The sequence below is a fragment of the Mycobacterium heidelbergense genome, assembly GCF_050205645.1.
Lineage (GTDB): Bacteria > Actinomycetota > Actinomycetes > Mycobacteriales > Mycobacteriaceae > Mycobacterium > Mycobacterium heidelbergense_A.
On sequence record NZ_JBNMQT010000004.1, the window covers coordinates 44,337 to 60,264 of the forward strand.

Sequence of the window (15,928 nt, forward strand, 5' to 3'; positions counted from 1 at the left end):
GGCACTGTCATGCGAGGAGTGTGATGACGGACCCCGAGCCAACCAGCGCCAACGGTGTACCGATGGGCCGATCGAAGTATTCGAGAGTGTTGCTCAAGCTCGGTGGCGAGATGTTCGGCGGCGGCCAGGTGGGCCTGGATCCCGACGTCGTGGCGCAGGTGGCCCGCCAGATCGCCGAGGTCGTCCGCGACGGCGTACAGGTCGCCGTCGTGATCGGTGGCGGCAACTTCTTCCGCGGCGCGCAGCTTCAGCAGCGCGGCATGGAGCGCACCCGGTCGGACTACATGGGCATGCTCGGCACGGTGATGAATAGCCTTGCGCTGCAAGACTTCCTGGAGAAGGAAGGCATCGTGACCCGGGTCCAGACCGCGATCACGATGGGCCAGGTGGCCGAGCCTTACCTGCCGTTGCGCGCCGTGCGCCACCTGGAGAAGGGGAGGGTGGTGATCTTCGGCGCCGGCATGGGGCTGCCGTACTTCTCCACGGACACCACCGCCGCGCAGCGGGCGCTGGAGGTGGGCGCGGAAGTCGTCTTGATGGCCAAGGCGGTCGACGGGGTGTTCTCCGAGGACCCGCGGCAGAACCCGGACGCCGAGCTGCTCACCGCGATCAGCCACCGCGAGGTCATCGACCGCGGGCTGCGCGTGGCCGATGCCACCGCCTTCAGTCTGTGCATGGACAATGGCATGCCGATCCTCGTGTTCAACCTGCTGACCAGTGGCAATATCGCCCGGGCGGTCGCTGGTGAGAAGATCGGAACGCTGGTCACCACTTGAGGGGAAGACGCGATGATCCGCGCTGGCGACGATGCAGAACGCAGTGATGAGGAGGAGCGGCGCAAATGATAGACGAGGCTCTCTTCGACGCGGAAGAGAAAATGGAGAAGGCCGTATCCGTAGCCCGCGACGACTTGTCAACCATCCGAACCGGCCGCGCTAATCCGGGCATGTTCAACCGGATCGTGATCGACTATTACGGCACCAACACGCCGATCACGCAGCTGGCGAGCATCAACGTCCCCGAGGCCCGTCTCGTGGTCATCAAGCCCTACGAGGCCAATCAGCTGCACGCCATCGAGACCGCGATCCGCAACTCCGACCTGGGGGTCAACCCCACCAATGACGGCACCCTGATCCGGGTGGCGGTACCGCAGCTCACCGAGGAACGCCGCCGCGAGCTGGTCAAGCAGGCCAAGCACAAGGGGGAGGAAGCCCGGGTGTCGGTGCGCAACATCCGGCGCAAGGCGATGGAGGAGCTGCACCGCATCCGCAAGGACGGCGAGGCCGGTGAGGACGAGGTGGGCCGCGCCGAAAAGGATTTGGATAAGACCACCCATCAGTACGTCACCCAGATCGATGAGCTGGTCAAGCACAAAGAAGGCGAGCTGCTGGAGGTCTAGCGGCCGCTCAGCAACGAACCCCGTGTCATCCAACTACGCCGCCGCAGGCGCCCCGCGCGACGAGCCGGTGCGGGGGACACACAACACCCTTCCGCAGCCGGCGAAGAAGACGTCCCGGGCCGGACGCGACCTGCCGGCCGCGGTCGCGGTGGGGCTGTTCACCGGGGGACTCGTCGTCGGGACCCTCTTCTTCGCGCCGCGCTACTGGGTGGTGCTGTGCGCCGGGGCGATTTTGCTCGCCAGCCATGAGGTGGTGCGAAGGCTGCGCGAGGCCGGCTATGTCATTCCGGTCATCCCGCTGCTGGTCGGCGGCCAGGTCACCGTCTGGCTGACGTGGCCGTACGGCGCCCGAGGCGCGTTGGCCGGCTTCGGCGCCATGGTGGTGGTCTGCATGTTCTGGCGGCTGTTCATGCACGACAAGAACCGGCACCACGATCCGTCCGCGGGTGCGCCGTCGTCGCATTACCTTCGGGACGCGTCGGCCACGATCTTCCTGGCCGTCTGGGTGCCGCTGTTCGCCTCGTTCGCCGCGCTGCTGGTCTACCACCCGAAGGAAGGCGCGGGGCGGGTGTTCTGCCTGATGGCGACCGTCGTCGCGTCCGACGTGGGCGGCTACGCCGTGGGGGTGCTGTTCGGAAAGCACCCGATGGTCCCGGCGATCAGCCCGAAGAAATCCTGGGAGGGCCTTGCCGGCTCGCTGGTCTGCGGTATCACCGCCGCGACGCTGTCCGTGACATTCCTGGCCGGCAAACCGTGGTGGATCGGCGCGCTGCTGGGCGTTCTCCTGGTGCTCACCTGCACACTCGGCGACCTGGTGGAGTCGCAGGTCAAGCGCGACCTCGGCATCAAGGACATGGGCCGGCTGCTTCCCGGTCACGGCGGCCTGATGGATCGCCTCGACGGTGTGCTCCCGTCGGCCGCCGCGGCCTGGGCCGTGCTCACGCTGGTTCCCTAGGTCATGGTCCAACAGCTGGTTTTCGACGAGCCCCGGCCGAGCAGGCCGCCGCGGCACCTGGCCGACCTCGACGCGGCGGGTCGCGCGTCGGCCGTCGCGGAGCTGGGCTTGCCGGCGTTTCGGGCCAAACAACTCGCGCACCAGTACTACGGCCGCCTGATCGCCGACCCGCGACAGATGACCGACCTCCCGGCGGCCGTGCGTGACCGCATCGCCGAGACGATGTTCCCGAAGCTGCTCACCGCGGTCACCGAGGTCACCTGTGATGCCGGCCAGACCCGAAAGACGTTGTGGCGGGCCATCGATGGCGCCACGATCGAGTCGGTTCTGATGCGCTATCCGCAGCGCAACACGGTGTGCATTTCGTCGCAGGCCGGCTGCGGCATGGCGTGTCCGTTCTGCGCGACGGGCCAGGGCGGGCTGACGCGCAACCTGTCGACCGGCGAGATCCTCGAGCAGGTGCGGGCGGGCGCGGCGGCGCTGCGCGACGACTTCGGCGACCAGCGGCTGTCGAACGTGGTCTTCATGGGCATGGGTGAGCCGCTGGCGAACTACGCGAGGGTGCTGGCCGCGGTGCGCCGCATCGTCGAGGCGCCGCCGCACGGTTTCGGCATCTCGGCCCGATCGGTGACGGTGTCGACGGTGGGTCTGGTGCCGGCGATCCGCAAGCTCGCCGACGAGGGGCTCGGGGTGACGCTGGCGTTGTCGCTGCACGCGCCCGACGACGAGCTGCGCGACACGTTGGTGCCCGTCAACAACCGCTGGAAGATCGGCGAGGCCCTCGACGCGGCCCGGCACTACGCCGACACCACCGGGCGGCGGGTATCGATCGAATACGCGCTGATCCGCGACGTCAACGATCAGCCCTGGCGAGCCGACCTGCTCGGCAAGCGGCTGCATCGGGCCCTCGGGCAGCTGGTGCATGTGAACCTCATTCCGCTCAACCCGACGCCGGGCAGCGATTGGGACGCCAGCCCCAAGGCCGCGGAGCGGGAGTTTGTCCGGCGGATCCGATCGAAGGGAGTGTCATGCACCGTGCGAGACACCCGGGGCCGGGAGATCAGCGCCGCGTGCGGTCAGCTTGCCGCGCAGCCTGAACCGCGCTGACGTCGAGCACGTCTTTAAGACATAAACCAGCAAATGAGGTGTGCCATGATTCGCCTGTTGTCCCCGCTCAGATTGTTTGCCGCAGCGGTTTTTGCCGCCGCATTGATATTCGGCCTGGCCGAGGCGCCGCACGCGAAGGCCGCCGACGAGCGCCTGCAATTCAGCGCCACAACGCTGAGCGGTGCGCCGTTCAACGGTGCCAGCCTGCAGGGTAGGCCGGCGGTGCTGTGGTTCTGGACGCCGTGGTGTCCGTTCTGCAACGCCGAAGCTCCCGGCGTCGGCCAGGTGGCGGCCGCCAATCCGGGGGTCGCCTTCGTCGGTATCGCCGCTCACTCCGATGTCGGCGCGATGCAGAATTTCGTGTCCAAGTACAACTTGAACTTCCCCAATCTCAATGACGCCGACGGTTCGATCTGGGCCCGGTACAACGTGCCCTGGCAGCCGGCCTACGTGTTCTATCGGGCCGACGGCAGCTCGACATTCGTCAACAACCCGACCGCGGCAATGCCACAGGACGAGCTGGCGGGCCGAGTGGCCGCGCTGACGCACTGACCCGGTGAACCAGGGCCTGCTAGGTCTGGCCTTCGCCGCCGGATTGGTTGCGGCCCTCAACCCGTGTGGGTTTGCCATGCTGCCCGCGTACCTACTTCTGGTGGTGCGCGGGCAGCACTCCAATGCGCCGCCGTCGGCGGGCGGGGCCTGGGCGCCGATCGGCCGCGCCGTGGCGGCCACCGCCGGGATGGCCCTCGGCTTCGTGACGGTGTTCGGCGTGTTCGGGGCGCTGACCATATCGGCGGCCGCGACGGTGCAGCGCTACCTGCCCTACGTGACGGTCGTGATCGGCGTTGTGCTTGTCGCCCTTGGGATTTGGCTGCTATCCGGTCGGGAGCTGACGGCGCTGACACCACGGCGGATGGGCCCGCGATGGGCGCCGAACGCGCGGCAGGGGTCGTGGCTGGTGGGCATGTACGGCTACGGCGTCAGCTATGCGATCGCCTCGCTGTCGTGCACCATTGGCCCGTTCCTTGCGGTCACCGGCGCGGGCTTTCGGGGCGGATCGATTGTCAACGGTGTGGCGATCTATGTGGCCTATGTCGCGGGCCTGACGGCGGTGGTCGGCGTGCTCGCCATCGCCGCGGCCCTGGGCGGTTCGGCGTTGGCCGACCGCGTGCGGCGAATCCTGCCGTTCGTCAACCGCATCGGTGGCGCGCTGCTGGTGGTTGTCGGCGTGTACGTGGCCTACTACGGCGTCTACGAGCTCCGGTTGTTCAACGGCCGGGCGGATCCGCACGACGCGGTGATCGGTGCGGCCGGGCGCCTGCAGGGTCTGCTGGCCGGCTGGGTGCACCAGCATGGCGGATGGCCGTGGGCTGCCGCGCTGTTGGTGCTGCTCGCCGGCGCGCTCGTCGGCGCCTGGTACCGGCGGGCGCGGCGCTGAAACCCTTTCCGAGCCCTACCTGATCCAGCCGCGCCGGCGGCCCCACAGGTCGCGCACCAGAACGACGAGCGTCAGTGCGGCAAACCCGATCAGGAACCAGTTCTCGACGTGGCCGACGTGATTGCCGCGCAGCATCGCGAGCAGGAACAGGACCGCGAACACCCCGACGCCCTGCCAGGTGCGGTGGTTGATCCGGCTCCACCCCCACGCCGCGGACGGCACCTCGGCGGGGTCGACGCCGTTGAAGTGCTCCACCTCGGTACTGGCCACGGCGATTCCCTTTCGGATCGGATCGGTTCAACCGAGATTCTGGCATACCCGCCGCGAGGCCCCGCGGCCATCGGGGCGCGGGGCACAATGAATGGGTGACCGACCCGGCAACCGAAGCAAACGCCCAGGGCCGCCTGCGGGTGCTGGTGTTGGGCTGTACCGGCTCGATCGGCACCCAGGCGCTGGAGGTCATCGCCGCCAATCCGGACCGTTTCGAGGTGGTCGGGCTGGCCGCCGGGGGCGCGAACGTGGACACGCTGCTGCGCCAGCGCGCCGAGACCGGGGTCACCAACGTCGCCATCGCCGACGAGGCCGCCGCCGAGAAGCTCGTCGACGTCCCCTTCCGCGGGCCCGAAGCGGTCACCCGGCTGGTCGAGGAGACCGAGGCCGACGTCGTGCTCAACGCGCTGGTCGGGGCGTTGGGTCTGCGTCCGACACTGGCAGCTCTGGCATCGGGCGCGCGCCTGGCACTGGCCAACAAGGAATCGCTGGTCGCCGGCGGGCCGCTGGTCGTGCGGGCGGCCCGACCGGGTCAGATCGTGCCCGTCGACTCCGAGCACTCCGCGCTGGCCCAGTGCCTACGCGGCGGCGACCCCGACGAGGTCGCCAAGCTGGTGCTGACCGCCTCCGGTGGGCCGTTTCGCGGCTGGGCCGCCGCCGACCTCGAGGCCGTCACACCCGAGCAGGCCGGCGCCCACCCGACCTGGTCGATGGGCCCGATGAACACCCTGAACTCCGCGTCGCTGGTCAACAAGGGGCTCGAACTCATCGAGACCCATCTGCTGTTCGGCATCCCCTACGACCGCATCGAGGTCGTGGTGCACCCCCAGTCGATCGTCCATTCGATGGTCACGTTCGTCGACGGCTCGACGATCGCCCAGGCCAGCCCCCCGGACATGAAGCTGCCCATTTCGCTGGCGTTGGGCTGGCCCCGGCGGGTCGGCGGCGCCGCGCCCGCCTGCGATTTCACCACCGCGTCGACCTGGGTATTCGAGCCGCTGGACAGCGACGTCTTCCCGGCCGTCGAGCTGGCCCGGCACGCCGGGGTGACCGGGGGCTGCATGACCGCCGTCTACAACGCGGCCAACGAAGAGGCCGCGGAGGCGTTCCTCGACGGCCGGATCGGCTTCCCCGCCATCGTGAGAACGATCGCCGATGTGCTACACGCCGCGGACCAATGGGCCCCCCACTTGGGCGAGGTACCCGCTACCGTGGATGACGTACTAGACGCGCAGCGCTGGGCACGTGAGCGAGCGCAGCGCGCAGTCAGAAAGGTCCTAGCAGCCCGATGATGTTCGCAATCGGCATTGCGCTGTTCGCGCTCGCCATCCTGATCTCGGTGGCCCTGCACGAATGCGGCCACATGTGGGTCGCGCGCGCCACCGGCATGAAGGTGCGCCGGTTTTTCGTCGGCTTCGGCCCCACATTGTGGTCGACGCGGCGCGGCGAAACCCAGTACGGCGTCAAGGCCGCTCCGCTGGGCGGCTTCTGCGACATCGCCGGGATGACCCCGGTCGAGGACCTGGCACCCGACGAGGCCGACCGCGCCATGTACAAGCAGGCGACCTGGAAGCGTGTCGCGGTGCTGTTCGCCGGCCCGGGCATGAACTTCGTCATCTGCCTGGTGCTGATCTACGGCATCGCACTGGTCTGGGGGCTGCCCAACCTGCACCCGCCCACCCGGGCCGTCGTCGGCGAAACCGCTTGTGTCGCACCGGAAACGGCGCCGGGCAAGGTCGGCGCCTGCACCGGGCCCGGGCCGGCGGCGCTGGCCGGCATTCGCCCCGGCGACGTCGTCGTCAAGGTCGGGGACACCCCGGTGGCCAACTTCGAGGACATGGCCGCGGCGGTGCGGAAATTGCACGGCACCGTTCCGGTCGTCGTCGAGCGTGCCGGCACCACGATCACCACCTACGTCGATGTCACGCCCACCCAACGCTTCTTGACCAATGGGCAGGGCAGTCAACCCCAGGCCTCGACGGTCGGCGCGATCGGGGTGGGCGCCGTCAAGTCCGCGCCGGCGCACTACGGCGTGATCTCGGCGATACCCGCCACCTTCACCTTCACCGGCGACCTCACCGCCGAGGTGGGGAAGGCGCTGCTCGCGATACCCACGAAAGTCGGTGCGCTGGTGCACGCCATCGGCGGCGGACAGCGTGACCCGCAGACACCGATGAGCGTCGTGGGTGCCAGCATCGTCGGCGGCGACACCGTCGACCACGGGCTGTGGGTGGCGTTCTGGTTCTTCCTGGCCCAGCTGAACCTCATCCTGGGCGCGATCAACCTGGTGCCGCTGCTGCCCTTCGACGGCGGCCACATCGCGATCGCGGTGTTCGAAAAGATCCGTAACAGCATCCGATCCGCCCGCGGCATGGTCGCGGCCGCGCCGGTGAACTATCTCAAGCTGATGCCCGCGACATACGTGGTCCTGGTGTTCGTGGTCGGCTACATGCTGCTGACGGTGACGGCCGATGTGGTGAACCCGATCCGGATCTTCCAGTAGAGAGAAGGCGTACAAAGTGACCGTTGGCCTGGGCATGCCGGACGCGCCGGCGCCCACGCTCGCCCCCCGGCGCAAGACGCGTCAACTGATGGTGGGCGACGTCGGGGTGGGCAGCGACAATCCGATTTCGGTGCAGTCGATGTGCACCACCAAGACCCATGACGTCAACACGACCCTGCAGCAGATCGCCGAGTTGACCGCGGCCGGCTGCGACATCGTCCGGGTGGCCTGCCCGCGTCAAGAGGATGCGGACGCGCTGGCCGAGATCGCCCGGCACAGCCAGATCCCGGTGATCGCCGACATCCACTTCCAGCCGAAGTACATCTTCGCCGCCATCGACGCGGGGTGTGCCGCGGTGCGGGTAAACCCGGGCAATATCAAGGAATTCGACGGCCGGGTGGGCGAGGTCGCCAAGGCCGCGGGCGCCGCGGGCATCCCGATCCGCATCGGGGTTAACGCCGGTTCGCTGGACAAGCGGTTCATGGAGAAGTACGGCAAGGCCACCCCCGAGGCACTGGTCGAGTCGGCGCTGTGGGAGGCCTCCCTGTTCGAGGAGCACGGCTTCGGCGACATCAAGATCAGCGTCAAGCACAACGATCCGGTCGTGATGGTCGCTGCGTACGAGCAGCTGGCCGCGCAGTGCGACTACCCGCTGCACCTCGGCGTCACCGAGGCCGGGCCAGCCTTCCAGGGCACCATCAAGTCCGCGGTCGCCTTCGGTGCGCTGCTGAGCCGCGGCATCGGCGACACCATCCGGGTGTCGCTGTCGGCGCCGCCCGTGGAGGAAGTCAAGGTCGGCATCCAGATTCTCGAGTCGCTGAACCTGCGGCCGCGCGGGCTGGAGATCGTGTCGTGCCCGTCGTGCGGGCGCGCGCAGGTCGACGTCTACACCCTGGCCAACGAAGTCACCGCCGGTTTGGACGGTCTCGACGTGCCGCTGCGGGTCGCCGTGATGGGCTGCGTCGTCAACGGGCCGGGCGAGGCCCGCGAAGCCGACCTCGGCGTCGCATCGGGAAATGGCAAGGGCCAGATCTTCGTTCGCGGCGAAGTGATCAAGACCGTGCCCGAAGCGCAGATCGTCGAGACGCTGATCGAAGAGGCGATGCGGCTCGCGTCCGAGAACAACAGCGATCACGGACCGGGCACAACATCGAGCGGTTCGCCTATTGTGACCGTAAGCTGATAGGGGCCTTGACGGCCTTCGGTCCGCACCACAGAGAGTTCGCCAGATGTCGGCTCCGCCCATCTTTCGCCTCATCGGCGACCGGCGGGTGTCCGTGGTGCGTGACGCCGCCGCGGTGTGGCGGGTCTTCGAAGAGGACCCGGTCGGGTCATGCATGGTGGCGGCGCGCGTGGCCGACCACGGCATCGACCCCAACTCGATCGGCGGCGAGCTGTGGACCCGCCGCGGCGTGGAGGAGTCGCTGTGCTTCGCCGGGGCCAACCTGATCCCGCTGCGCGGGGGGCCGGCCGACCTCGCCGCGTTCGCCGACGAGGCGATGAGCGGGACGCGGCGGTGTTCGTCGCTGGTCGGCAGGGCCGGCCTGGTAATGCCGATGTGGGAGCGGCTCGAGTCGGCGTGGGGTCCCGCGCGGGATGTGCGCGACCACCAACCGCTGATGGCGTTAACGACGCACCCGAGCTGCGAGCTCGATACCGAGGTACGCCAGGTCCGCCCGGAGGAACTGGACGCGTATCTGGTGGCCGCCGTCGACATGTTCATCGGCGAAGTGGGCGTCGACCCGCGGCTCGGTGACGGCGGTCGCGGCTACCGCCGTCGCGTGGCGAGCCTAATTGCGGCGGGACGCGCGTGGGCCCGCTTCGAGCACGGTGAGGTCGTCTTCAAGGCCGAAGTGGGATCGCAGTCCCCGGGCGTCGGCCAGATTCAGGGGGTCTGGGTGCACCCGGAATGGCGCGGTCGGGGGATAGGCACCGCCGGCACCGCAATGGTGGCCGCCGTGATCGTCGGCGGCGGGCGGATCGCCAGCCTGTACGTAAACAACTTCAACGCCGTGGCCCGTGCCGCCTACGCCCGAGTGGGCTTCGTCGAGGTCGGCACCTTCGCGACCGTGCTGCTGGACTAGCGCGACGCGGGCCGAGCGTGCGGCTGGCAGCACGCTCGGCATCCAACGTGCGGCTGGCCGCACGTTCGGCGAAGGGGCCGCGCCGATGCGCCCGTAACGGTCGGGTCTCGGTGTGTCGGCGCCGGTGTGGAGGCCATCGCTTTAACATCTGTACCGATGGCAACAAAAACCACACTGACATCATTGGTTTCAGGCCTGCTGCTCGTCGCCGTGATCGCCGTGTCGGGATGCACGCCGCGGCCCGACGGCCCGGGCCCGGCCGCCGAGCGGTTCTTCCGCGCGCTGGCCATCGGGGACACCGCGTCGGCCGCCCAGCTCAGCGACAACCCCAACGAAGCCCGCGAAGCGCTGAACGCCGCTTGGGCCGGACTGCAGGCAACGCACCTGGACGCGCAGGTGCTGTCCTCGAAGTACGCCGAAGACACCGGCACGGTCGACTACCGGTTCAGCTGGCACCTGCCCAAGAACCGGATCTGGACGTATGACGGCCAGCTGAAAATGGCTCGCGACGAGGGTCGCTGGGAGGTCCGCTGGGCCGCCAACGGGCTGCATCCCAAGCTGGGTGAGCATCAGACGTTCGCGTTGCGCGCCGACGCGCCGCGGCGCGCGTCGGTGAACGAACTCGGGGGCAGCGACGTGCTCGCGCCCGGCTACCTGTACCACTACACGCTGGACGCCACCCAGGCCGGGCCCGGCCTCATCGGGACGGCGCACGCGATCGTCGATGTGCTACGGCCCCTGAACGATTCGCTGACCGACCCGCAGTTGCTGGCCGAGCAAGCCAGCTCGGCGACCCAGCCGGTCGACCTGGTGACGCTGCAACCCGCCGACAACGACAAGATCTTCCCGCTGATCGGCAAGCTGCCCGGGATCGTGATCACGCCGCTGGCCGACATGCTGCCCACCGACCCGCATTTCGCGCCGGCCGTGGTCAGCCAGGTGAAGAAGGCAGTCATCGACCAGCTCAACGGGCAGGCGGGCTGGCGGGTGGTCAGCGTCAACCAGAACAACGTCGACGTCGCCGTGCTGCACGAGGTCGAGGGCACGCCAGCGCCGTCGGTGTCGATCACCCTGGATCGCGCGGTGCAGAACGCGGCCCAGCACGCGGTCGACACCCGCGGCGGCAAGGCGATGATGGTCGTGATCAAGCCGTCGACGGGGGAGATCCTCGCGATCGCGCAGAACGGCGCGGCCGACGCCGACGGCCTGATCGCCACCACCGGCCTGTTCCCGCCCGGGTCGACATTCAAGATGGTCACCGCTGGAGCGGCCATCGAGCGCGACATGGCCACCCCCAACACGATGCTGGGCTGCCCCGGCCGCATCGACATCGGGCACCGCACCATCCCTAACTACGGCGGCTTCGATCTCGGCGTGGTGCCGATGTCACGAGCGTTCGCCAGTTCGTGCAACACCACGTTCGCCGAGCTGAGCAGCAGGATGCCGCCCCGGGGCCTGACGCAGGCGGCCACCCGCTACGGGATCGGGCTCGACTACCAGGTGGACGGCATCACCACGGTCACCGGGTCGGTGCCGCCGACGGTGGACCTGGCCGAGCGCACCGAGGACGGGTTCGGCCAGGGCAAGGTGCTGGCCAGTCCGTTCGGCATGGCCCTGGTCGCGGCCACGGTCGCCGCCGGCAAAACGCCCGTGCCGCAGCTGATCGCCGGGCGGCAGACGGCGGTCGACGGCGACAACACCCCGATCAGCCCGAAGATGGTCGACGCGCTGCGCCCCATGATGCGGCTCGTCGTTACCAACGGCACCGCCAAGGAAATCGCCGGCTGTTGCGGCGAGGTGTACGGCAAGACCGGTGAGGCCGAGTTTCCGGGCGGATCGCATTCCTGGTTCGCCGGCTACCGCGGCGACCTGGCGTTCGCCTCGCTGATCGTCGGGGGCGGCAGCTCCGAATACGCGGTCCGGATGACCAAGGTGATGTTCGAGTCGCTGCCGCGGGACTTCCTCGCCTAATCCGACGGTGGCGACCCGTCCCCGGCAAGCGGGAGGTGCCCCCAGCGCCCGGCTGCGCCGCGCTTGCGATCGCCACCCGCGCCCGGTCCGCGCCGCCGCAACAGCGGTAAATTGCGAACATGACGGATACCGGCCCCGACACGGTGACGTTGCGTGTCTCCGACGCCGACCGCAACGGCACCATGCGGCGCCTGCACAACGCCGTCGCGCTCGGGCTGATCGACATCGGCGAGTTCGAGCAGCGCTCGTCGCGGGTGTCCTACGCGCGCACCCGGCATGAGCTCGACGAGCTGGTGGGCGACCTGCCCGGGCCGGGTGCCATCGTCACCTCCGCGGCCGACCGGGTGGAGCTGCGGGGCTGGGCCGGTTCCCTGAAGCGCCACGGCGAATGGATGGTGCCCACCCGCCTGGCGCTGGTGCGCCGCCTAGGATCGATCGACCTCGACCTCACCCGGGCGCGGTTCGCGGGGCCGGTGGTGGTCATCGAACTCGACATGAAGTTCGGCTCCCTGGACCTGCGGCTGCCCGAGGGCGCCAGCGCCTCGATCGACGACGTCGAGGTCTACGTGGGCACCGCCGCCGACCGGCGCCGGGACGCGCCGGCCGAGGGGTCGCCGCATGTGGTGCTGACCGGGCGGGTGACGTGCGGTTCGGTGATCATCCGCGGGCCGCGCCGTTCGCTGCTGCGGCGTCGCTAGCGAGCGTCGCCGCTATCGACGAAACAGCCCGGCCCCGGTGCGCGCCAGTCGATTCCAGCCCCGCGGGCGGCCGGCCAGCTTCAGTAGCAGCGGGGCGGAATCGAAGTAGGAAACCCGTTCGGCGATCAGGCCGTCGGTGAACGTGAAGCGATCGACCGCGTCCCACGCGATGGGCTTGCCGCCGTAGGTTCCGCTCAGCGTGAACGCGATGAACACCTCCCGCGCGCTGTGGCCGACGGTATGGACGTCGGCGTGGAGGTCGGGCACCAGGGCGAACAGGCGTTGAAACGCCGTCCGGCAGGCCCGCTTGCCGCGCAGCGTGCCCATCATCGGCTGCGTCAGCACGATGCCGTCGCTCCACAATGCTTCGTGTTTGGCGAGGTCGGGAGTGCGCCAGGTGTCGGCGAACCGCGCGGCGAAGCCGGCGGCAAACTCCTCGTCAACGTCGTCGGTGCGCATGACCGACTATGCTGCCAGCCCCCTCCGACTACGCTGGCTGCATGCCCGCTCGCACCGCGCTTTCCCCCGGAGTGTTGTCCCCGACGCTGCCGGTACCCAATCGCATCCCGCGTCCGGAATACGTCGGCAAGGCGACTGCCAAGGAGGGCACCGAGCCGTGGGTGCAGACGCCGGAGGTGATCGAGAAGATGCGCGTCGCCGGCCGGATCGCGGCCGGCGCGCTCGCCGAGGCGGGTAAGGCGGTCGCGCCCGGAGTGACGACCGACGAGCTGGACCGCATCGCGCACGAGTACATGGTCGACAACGGCGCCTACCCATCGACTCTGGGCTACAAGGGATTCCCGAAGTCGTGCTGCACGTCGCTCAACGAGGTCATCTGCCACGGCATCCCGGACTCGACGGTGATCGCCGACGGCGACATCGTGAACATCGATGTCACCGCCTACATCGACGGCGTGCACGGCGACACCAACGCGACCTTCCTGGCCGGCGACGTTTCCGAGGAACACCGGCTGCTCGTCGAGCGGACCAAAGAGGCCACGATGCGGGCGATCAACGCCGTCAAACCGGGGCGTGCGCTGTCGGTCGTCGGCCGCGTCATCGAGGCCTACGCAAATCGGTTCGGGTACAACGTGGTTCGTGACTTCACCGGGCACGGCATCGGCACCACGTTTCACAACGGCCTGGTGGTGCTGCACTACGACCAGCCCGCCGTCTCGACCATCATGCAGCCCGGAATGACCTTCACCATCGAACCGATGATCAACCTCGGCGGCCTGGACTACGAGATCTGGGACGACGGCTGGACCGTGGTCACCAAGGACCGCAAGTGGACCGCGCAGTTCGAGCACACCCTGCTGGTCACCGACGCCGGCGCCGAAATCCTGACCCAGGTGTAAGGACCCGTTGAACGGCGCTCTGCTCGTCGCGGGCACCAGCTCCGACGCCGGGAAATCCGTGGTGGTCGCGGGCCTGTGCCGGCTGCTGGCGCGCAAGGGCATCCGGGTCGCGCCGTTCAAGGCGCAGAACATGTCCAACAACTCGGTGGTCACCGCCGAAGGCGGCGAGATCGGCCGGGCCCAGGCGATCCAGGCGCGCGCGGCGGGGCTGGAGCCCAGCGTGCGGTTCAACCCGATCCTGCTCAAACCGGGCGGCGACCGCACGTCGCAGCTGGTGATCCGCGGGCAGGTGGCCCAATCCGTCAGCGCTGCCGGCTACATCGAACATCGCGACCGGCTCGTCGGCATCGTGCTCGACGAGTTGTCCTGTCTGCGCGACGAATTCGATGCGGTGATCTGTGAGGGCGCCGGTTCACCTGCCGAAATAAACCTGCGCGCAACGGATTTGGCCAACATGGGCCTGGCCAGGGCCGCAAACCTGCCGGTGATCCTGGTCGGCGACATCGACCGCGGCGGGTTGCTGGCCCATCTGTTCGGAACGGTCGCCGTGCTCGAACCCGAGGACCAGGCGCTGATCGCGGGCTTCGTCGTCAACAAATTCCGCGGCGACCCGGCGCTGCTGGAACCCGGGCTGCGGCAGCTGCTCGCCCTGACCGGCCGCCCGACCTACGGGGTGCTGCCCTACACCGACGAGCTCTGGCTGGACGCCGAGGACTCGCTGTCGGTGGTCGCGCACCGCGTCGTCGGCACGCCGGCGCCGCCCCATGGCAGCCGGTGGCTGCGGGTGGCCGCGGTGCGGCTGCCCCGGATCTCGAACTCCACCGACGTCGAGGCGCTGGCGTGCGAGCCCGGCGTGCTGGTGCACTGGGTCACCGATCCGGCAGACCTGGCCGACACCGACCTGGTCGTGCTGCCGGGCAGCAAGGCCACCGTCGCCGACCTGAGCTGGCTGAACGATCGGGGCCTGGCCGCCGCGATCACCCGGCACGCCGGGGCCGGCAAGCCGGTGCTGGGCATCTGCGGCGGCTTGCAGATGCTGTGCCGGCGCATCGACGACACGGTGGAATCCGGTGCCGGGGAAGTTCCCGGGCTCGGGCTGCTGGACGCCGACGTCGCGTTCGACCGGACCAAGACGCTGCGCCGCTGGCAACGGCCGCTGACCGGATACGAGATTCATCACGGGCGGCTGACCCGGTGCGCCGAGGACGCGTGGTTCTACGCAAATGCTGAGGCCGGCTCCCAACCACAGGGCATCGTGCGCGGCGCGGTCTTCGGCACCCACTGGCACGGCCTGCTCGACAACGACGACTTCCGGCGCGCGTGGCTGACCCGCGTTGCCGCCGCCGGGCGCGGCGGATTCGTGGTCTGCCCCGACACCAACGTCACCGCACGCCGCGACGCCCAACTGGATGTGATCGCCGGGCTGCTCGCGTCGCATCTCGACGTCGATGCCGTCCTCGGCCTGCTCGACGGCCCCCCGCCGCGGCGCGCGCACATCGCAAGCGCCTTGCGACCGTAACGAAGTACAAGCCTCGCGCACACCGGCCGATTCCCTGTAGCGTGCGGGAGTGCCCTCGATGATGACCACACTCGACGGGTTTCCCGTTCCTGTTGGCGTAGCCGGTCCCGACAAGGGCGTCGTCGTCGTCATACTCGGCGACGCACAGCGGGCGCCGGCCGCGTATGACGCCGTGTGCGAGCGCCTGCACACCGCTTCGCTGCGCACCGTCGTCGTCGGCCTGGATCCGCGGCTCACGCCCAAGTCGGTGGTCGGCATCCTCGACGCGCTGGGCATCGGGTGGGCCGTGGTGGTCGGCGACCGCGCCGGTGCCGACCTGGCTTGGGAACTTGCGGCGACGAAGTTGGGCCGGTTCACCGGCCTGGTGGTCATCGACCGCGGGCATCCGCGGGCGCCCGACCCCAGCGGGGTCATTCGTGACGAACATTGCCCGCCGGTGGAGATCGGCACCACGGTGCTGGTCAGCTCCCCGGGCGGGCGGTCGGTGGCCCGCAACAGCCAGCGCTTCGTGTATGCCGAATACCGCACGGTCGATCTGCTCGGGCGGCGCAACGCGCAGGAGTCGACCGCGCAGTTGGCCGCCGAGATCGTGTTGCGGGCCAGCACCTGGTAGCCGATCCGGATTC

General features: G+C 69.2%; 17 protein-coding genes. 15 read left to right on the forward strand and 2 right to left on the reverse strand.

All coding sequences use genetic code 11. From position 1 onward, the window contains the following. Window positions 1-23: 23 nt before the first annotated feature. The 6 genes from pyrH (at window position 24) to ACQI5H_RS05420 (ending at window position 4,899) form a co-directional block, all read left to right on the forward strand. Window positions 24-776: a UMP kinase gene (gene pyrH, locus ACQI5H_RS05395; RefSeq protein ID WP_076063525.1), complete on the forward strand. Its 753-nt coding sequence runs from the start codon at window positions 24-26 to the stop codon at window positions 774-776. A 65-nt stretch (window positions 777-841) separates the two neighbouring features. Beyond that, window positions 842-1,399 (forward strand): ribosome recycling factor, encoded by a 558-nt coding sequence (gene frr / locus ACQI5H_RS05400; protein WP_076063527.1) that lies wholly within the window; start codon window positions 842-844, stop codon window positions 1,397-1,399. A 22-nt stretch (window positions 1,400-1,421) separates the two neighbouring features. Then, window positions 1,422-2,354 carry a phosphatidate cytidylyltransferase gene (locus ACQI5H_RS05405; protein WP_427078379.1) on the forward strand — a complete coding sequence of 311 codons (933 nt, stop codon included), beginning with the start codon at window positions 1,422-1,424 and terminating at the stop codon, window positions 2,352-2,354. A gap of 3 nt (window positions 2,355-2,357) precedes the next feature. After that, window positions 2,358-3,461 (forward strand): 23S rRNA (adenine(2503)-C(2))-methyltransferase RlmN, encoded by a 1,104-nt coding sequence (gene rlmN / locus ACQI5H_RS05410; RefSeq protein WP_427078380.1) that lies wholly within the window; start codon window positions 2,358-2,360, stop codon window positions 3,459-3,461. A 45-nt stretch (window positions 3,462-3,506) separates the two neighbouring features. Next, a complete protein-coding gene (locus tag ACQI5H_RS05415) occupies window positions 3,507-4,013 on the forward strand; it encodes a protein disulfide oxidoreductase (protein ID WP_427078381.1) in 507 nt (168 codons plus the stop codon). Between the two features lie 4 nt (window positions 4,014-4,017). Further along, a complete protein-coding gene (locus ACQI5H_RS05420) occupies window positions 4,018-4,899 on the forward strand; it encodes a cytochrome c biogenesis CcdA family protein (protein WP_427078382.1) in 882 nt (293 codons plus the stop codon). A 15-nt stretch (window positions 4,900-4,914) separates the two neighbouring features. On the opposite strand, the gene ACQI5H_RS05425 is transcribed toward ACQI5H_RS05420, so the two are convergent. After that, window positions 4,915-5,169, reverse strand: coding sequence for a DUF2631 domain-containing protein (locus tag ACQI5H_RS05425; RefSeq protein WP_427078383.1), 255 nt, complete (start codon window positions 5,167-5,169; stop codon window positions 4,915-4,917). 95 nt (window positions 5,170-5,264) lie between these two features. Between ACQI5H_RS05425 and dxr the strand changes: the two genes are divergently transcribed. From dxr to ACQI5H_RS05455, 6 genes are all read left to right on the forward strand, one after another. Beyond that, window positions 5,265-6,461: a 1-deoxy-D-xylulose-5-phosphate reductoisomerase gene (dxr, locus tag ACQI5H_RS05430; RefSeq protein WP_427078384.1), complete on the forward strand. Its 1,197-nt coding sequence runs from the start codon at window positions 5,265-5,267 to the stop codon at window positions 6,459-6,461. Next, window positions 6,458-7,672 carry a M50 family metallopeptidase gene (locus ACQI5H_RS05435; RefSeq protein WP_427078385.1) on the forward strand — a complete coding sequence of 405 codons (1,215 nt, stop codon included), beginning with the start codon at window positions 6,458-6,460 and terminating at the stop codon, window positions 7,670-7,672. The genes dxr and ACQI5H_RS05435 overlap by 4 nt, the downstream gene beginning before the upstream one ends. A 16-nt stretch (window positions 7,673-7,688) precedes the next feature. Beyond that, window positions 7,689-8,855, forward strand: a complete 1,167-nt coding sequence (gene ispG, locus ACQI5H_RS05440; RefSeq protein ID WP_427078386.1) for a flavodoxin-dependent (E)-4-hydroxy-3-methylbut-2-enyl-diphosphate synthase — start codon at window positions 7,689-7,691, stop codon at window positions 8,853-8,855. Between the two features lie 46 nt (window positions 8,856-8,901). Continuing rightward, window positions 8,902-9,756, forward strand: a complete 855-nt coding sequence (locus ACQI5H_RS05445) for a GNAT family N-acetyltransferase (RefSeq protein WP_427078387.1) — start codon at window positions 8,902-8,904, stop codon at window positions 9,754-9,756. Between the two features lie 156 nt (window positions 9,757-9,912). Further along, window positions 9,913-11,727, forward strand: a complete 1,815-nt coding sequence (locus tag ACQI5H_RS05450) for a penicillin-binding transpeptidase domain-containing protein (RefSeq protein WP_427078388.1) — start codon at window positions 9,913-9,915, stop codon at window positions 11,725-11,727. Window positions 11,728-11,846: 119 nt separating this feature from the next. Continuing rightward, a complete protein-coding gene (locus ACQI5H_RS05455; protein WP_427078389.1) occupies window positions 11,847-12,425 on the forward strand; it encodes a DUF1707 SHOCT-like domain-containing protein in 579 nt (192 codons plus the stop codon). Window positions 12,426-12,437: 12 nt separating this feature from the next. Here ACQI5H_RS05455 and ACQI5H_RS05460 read toward each other — a convergent pair whose 3' ends face one another. After that, window positions 12,438-12,884 (reverse strand): nuclear transport factor 2 family protein, encoded by a 447-nt coding sequence (locus tag ACQI5H_RS05460; RefSeq protein WP_427078390.1) that lies wholly within the window; start codon window positions 12,882-12,884, stop codon window positions 12,438-12,440. 41 nt (window positions 12,885-12,925) lie between these two features. Between ACQI5H_RS05460 and map the strand changes: the two genes are divergently transcribed. From map to ACQI5H_RS05475, 3 genes are read left to right on the forward strand one after another with little or no spacing between them, the layout of a single operon-like run. After that, window positions 12,926-13,783, forward strand: a complete 858-nt coding sequence (gene map, locus ACQI5H_RS05465; protein ID WP_427078391.1) for a type I methionyl aminopeptidase — start codon at window positions 12,926-12,928, stop codon at window positions 13,781-13,783. A 7-nt stretch (window positions 13,784-13,790) separates the two neighbouring features. Continuing rightward, on the forward strand, window positions 13,791-15,302 hold the full coding sequence (locus ACQI5H_RS05470; protein ID WP_427078392.1) for a cobyric acid synthase: 1,512 nt from the start codon (window positions 13,791-13,793) through the stop codon (window positions 15,300-15,302). 58 nt (window positions 15,303-15,360) lie between these two features. Further along, a complete protein-coding gene (locus tag ACQI5H_RS05475; protein ID WP_427078599.1) occupies window positions 15,361-15,915 on the forward strand; it encodes an alpha/beta hydrolase in 555 nt (184 codons plus the stop codon). Window positions 15,916-15,928: the final 13 nt, after the last annotated feature.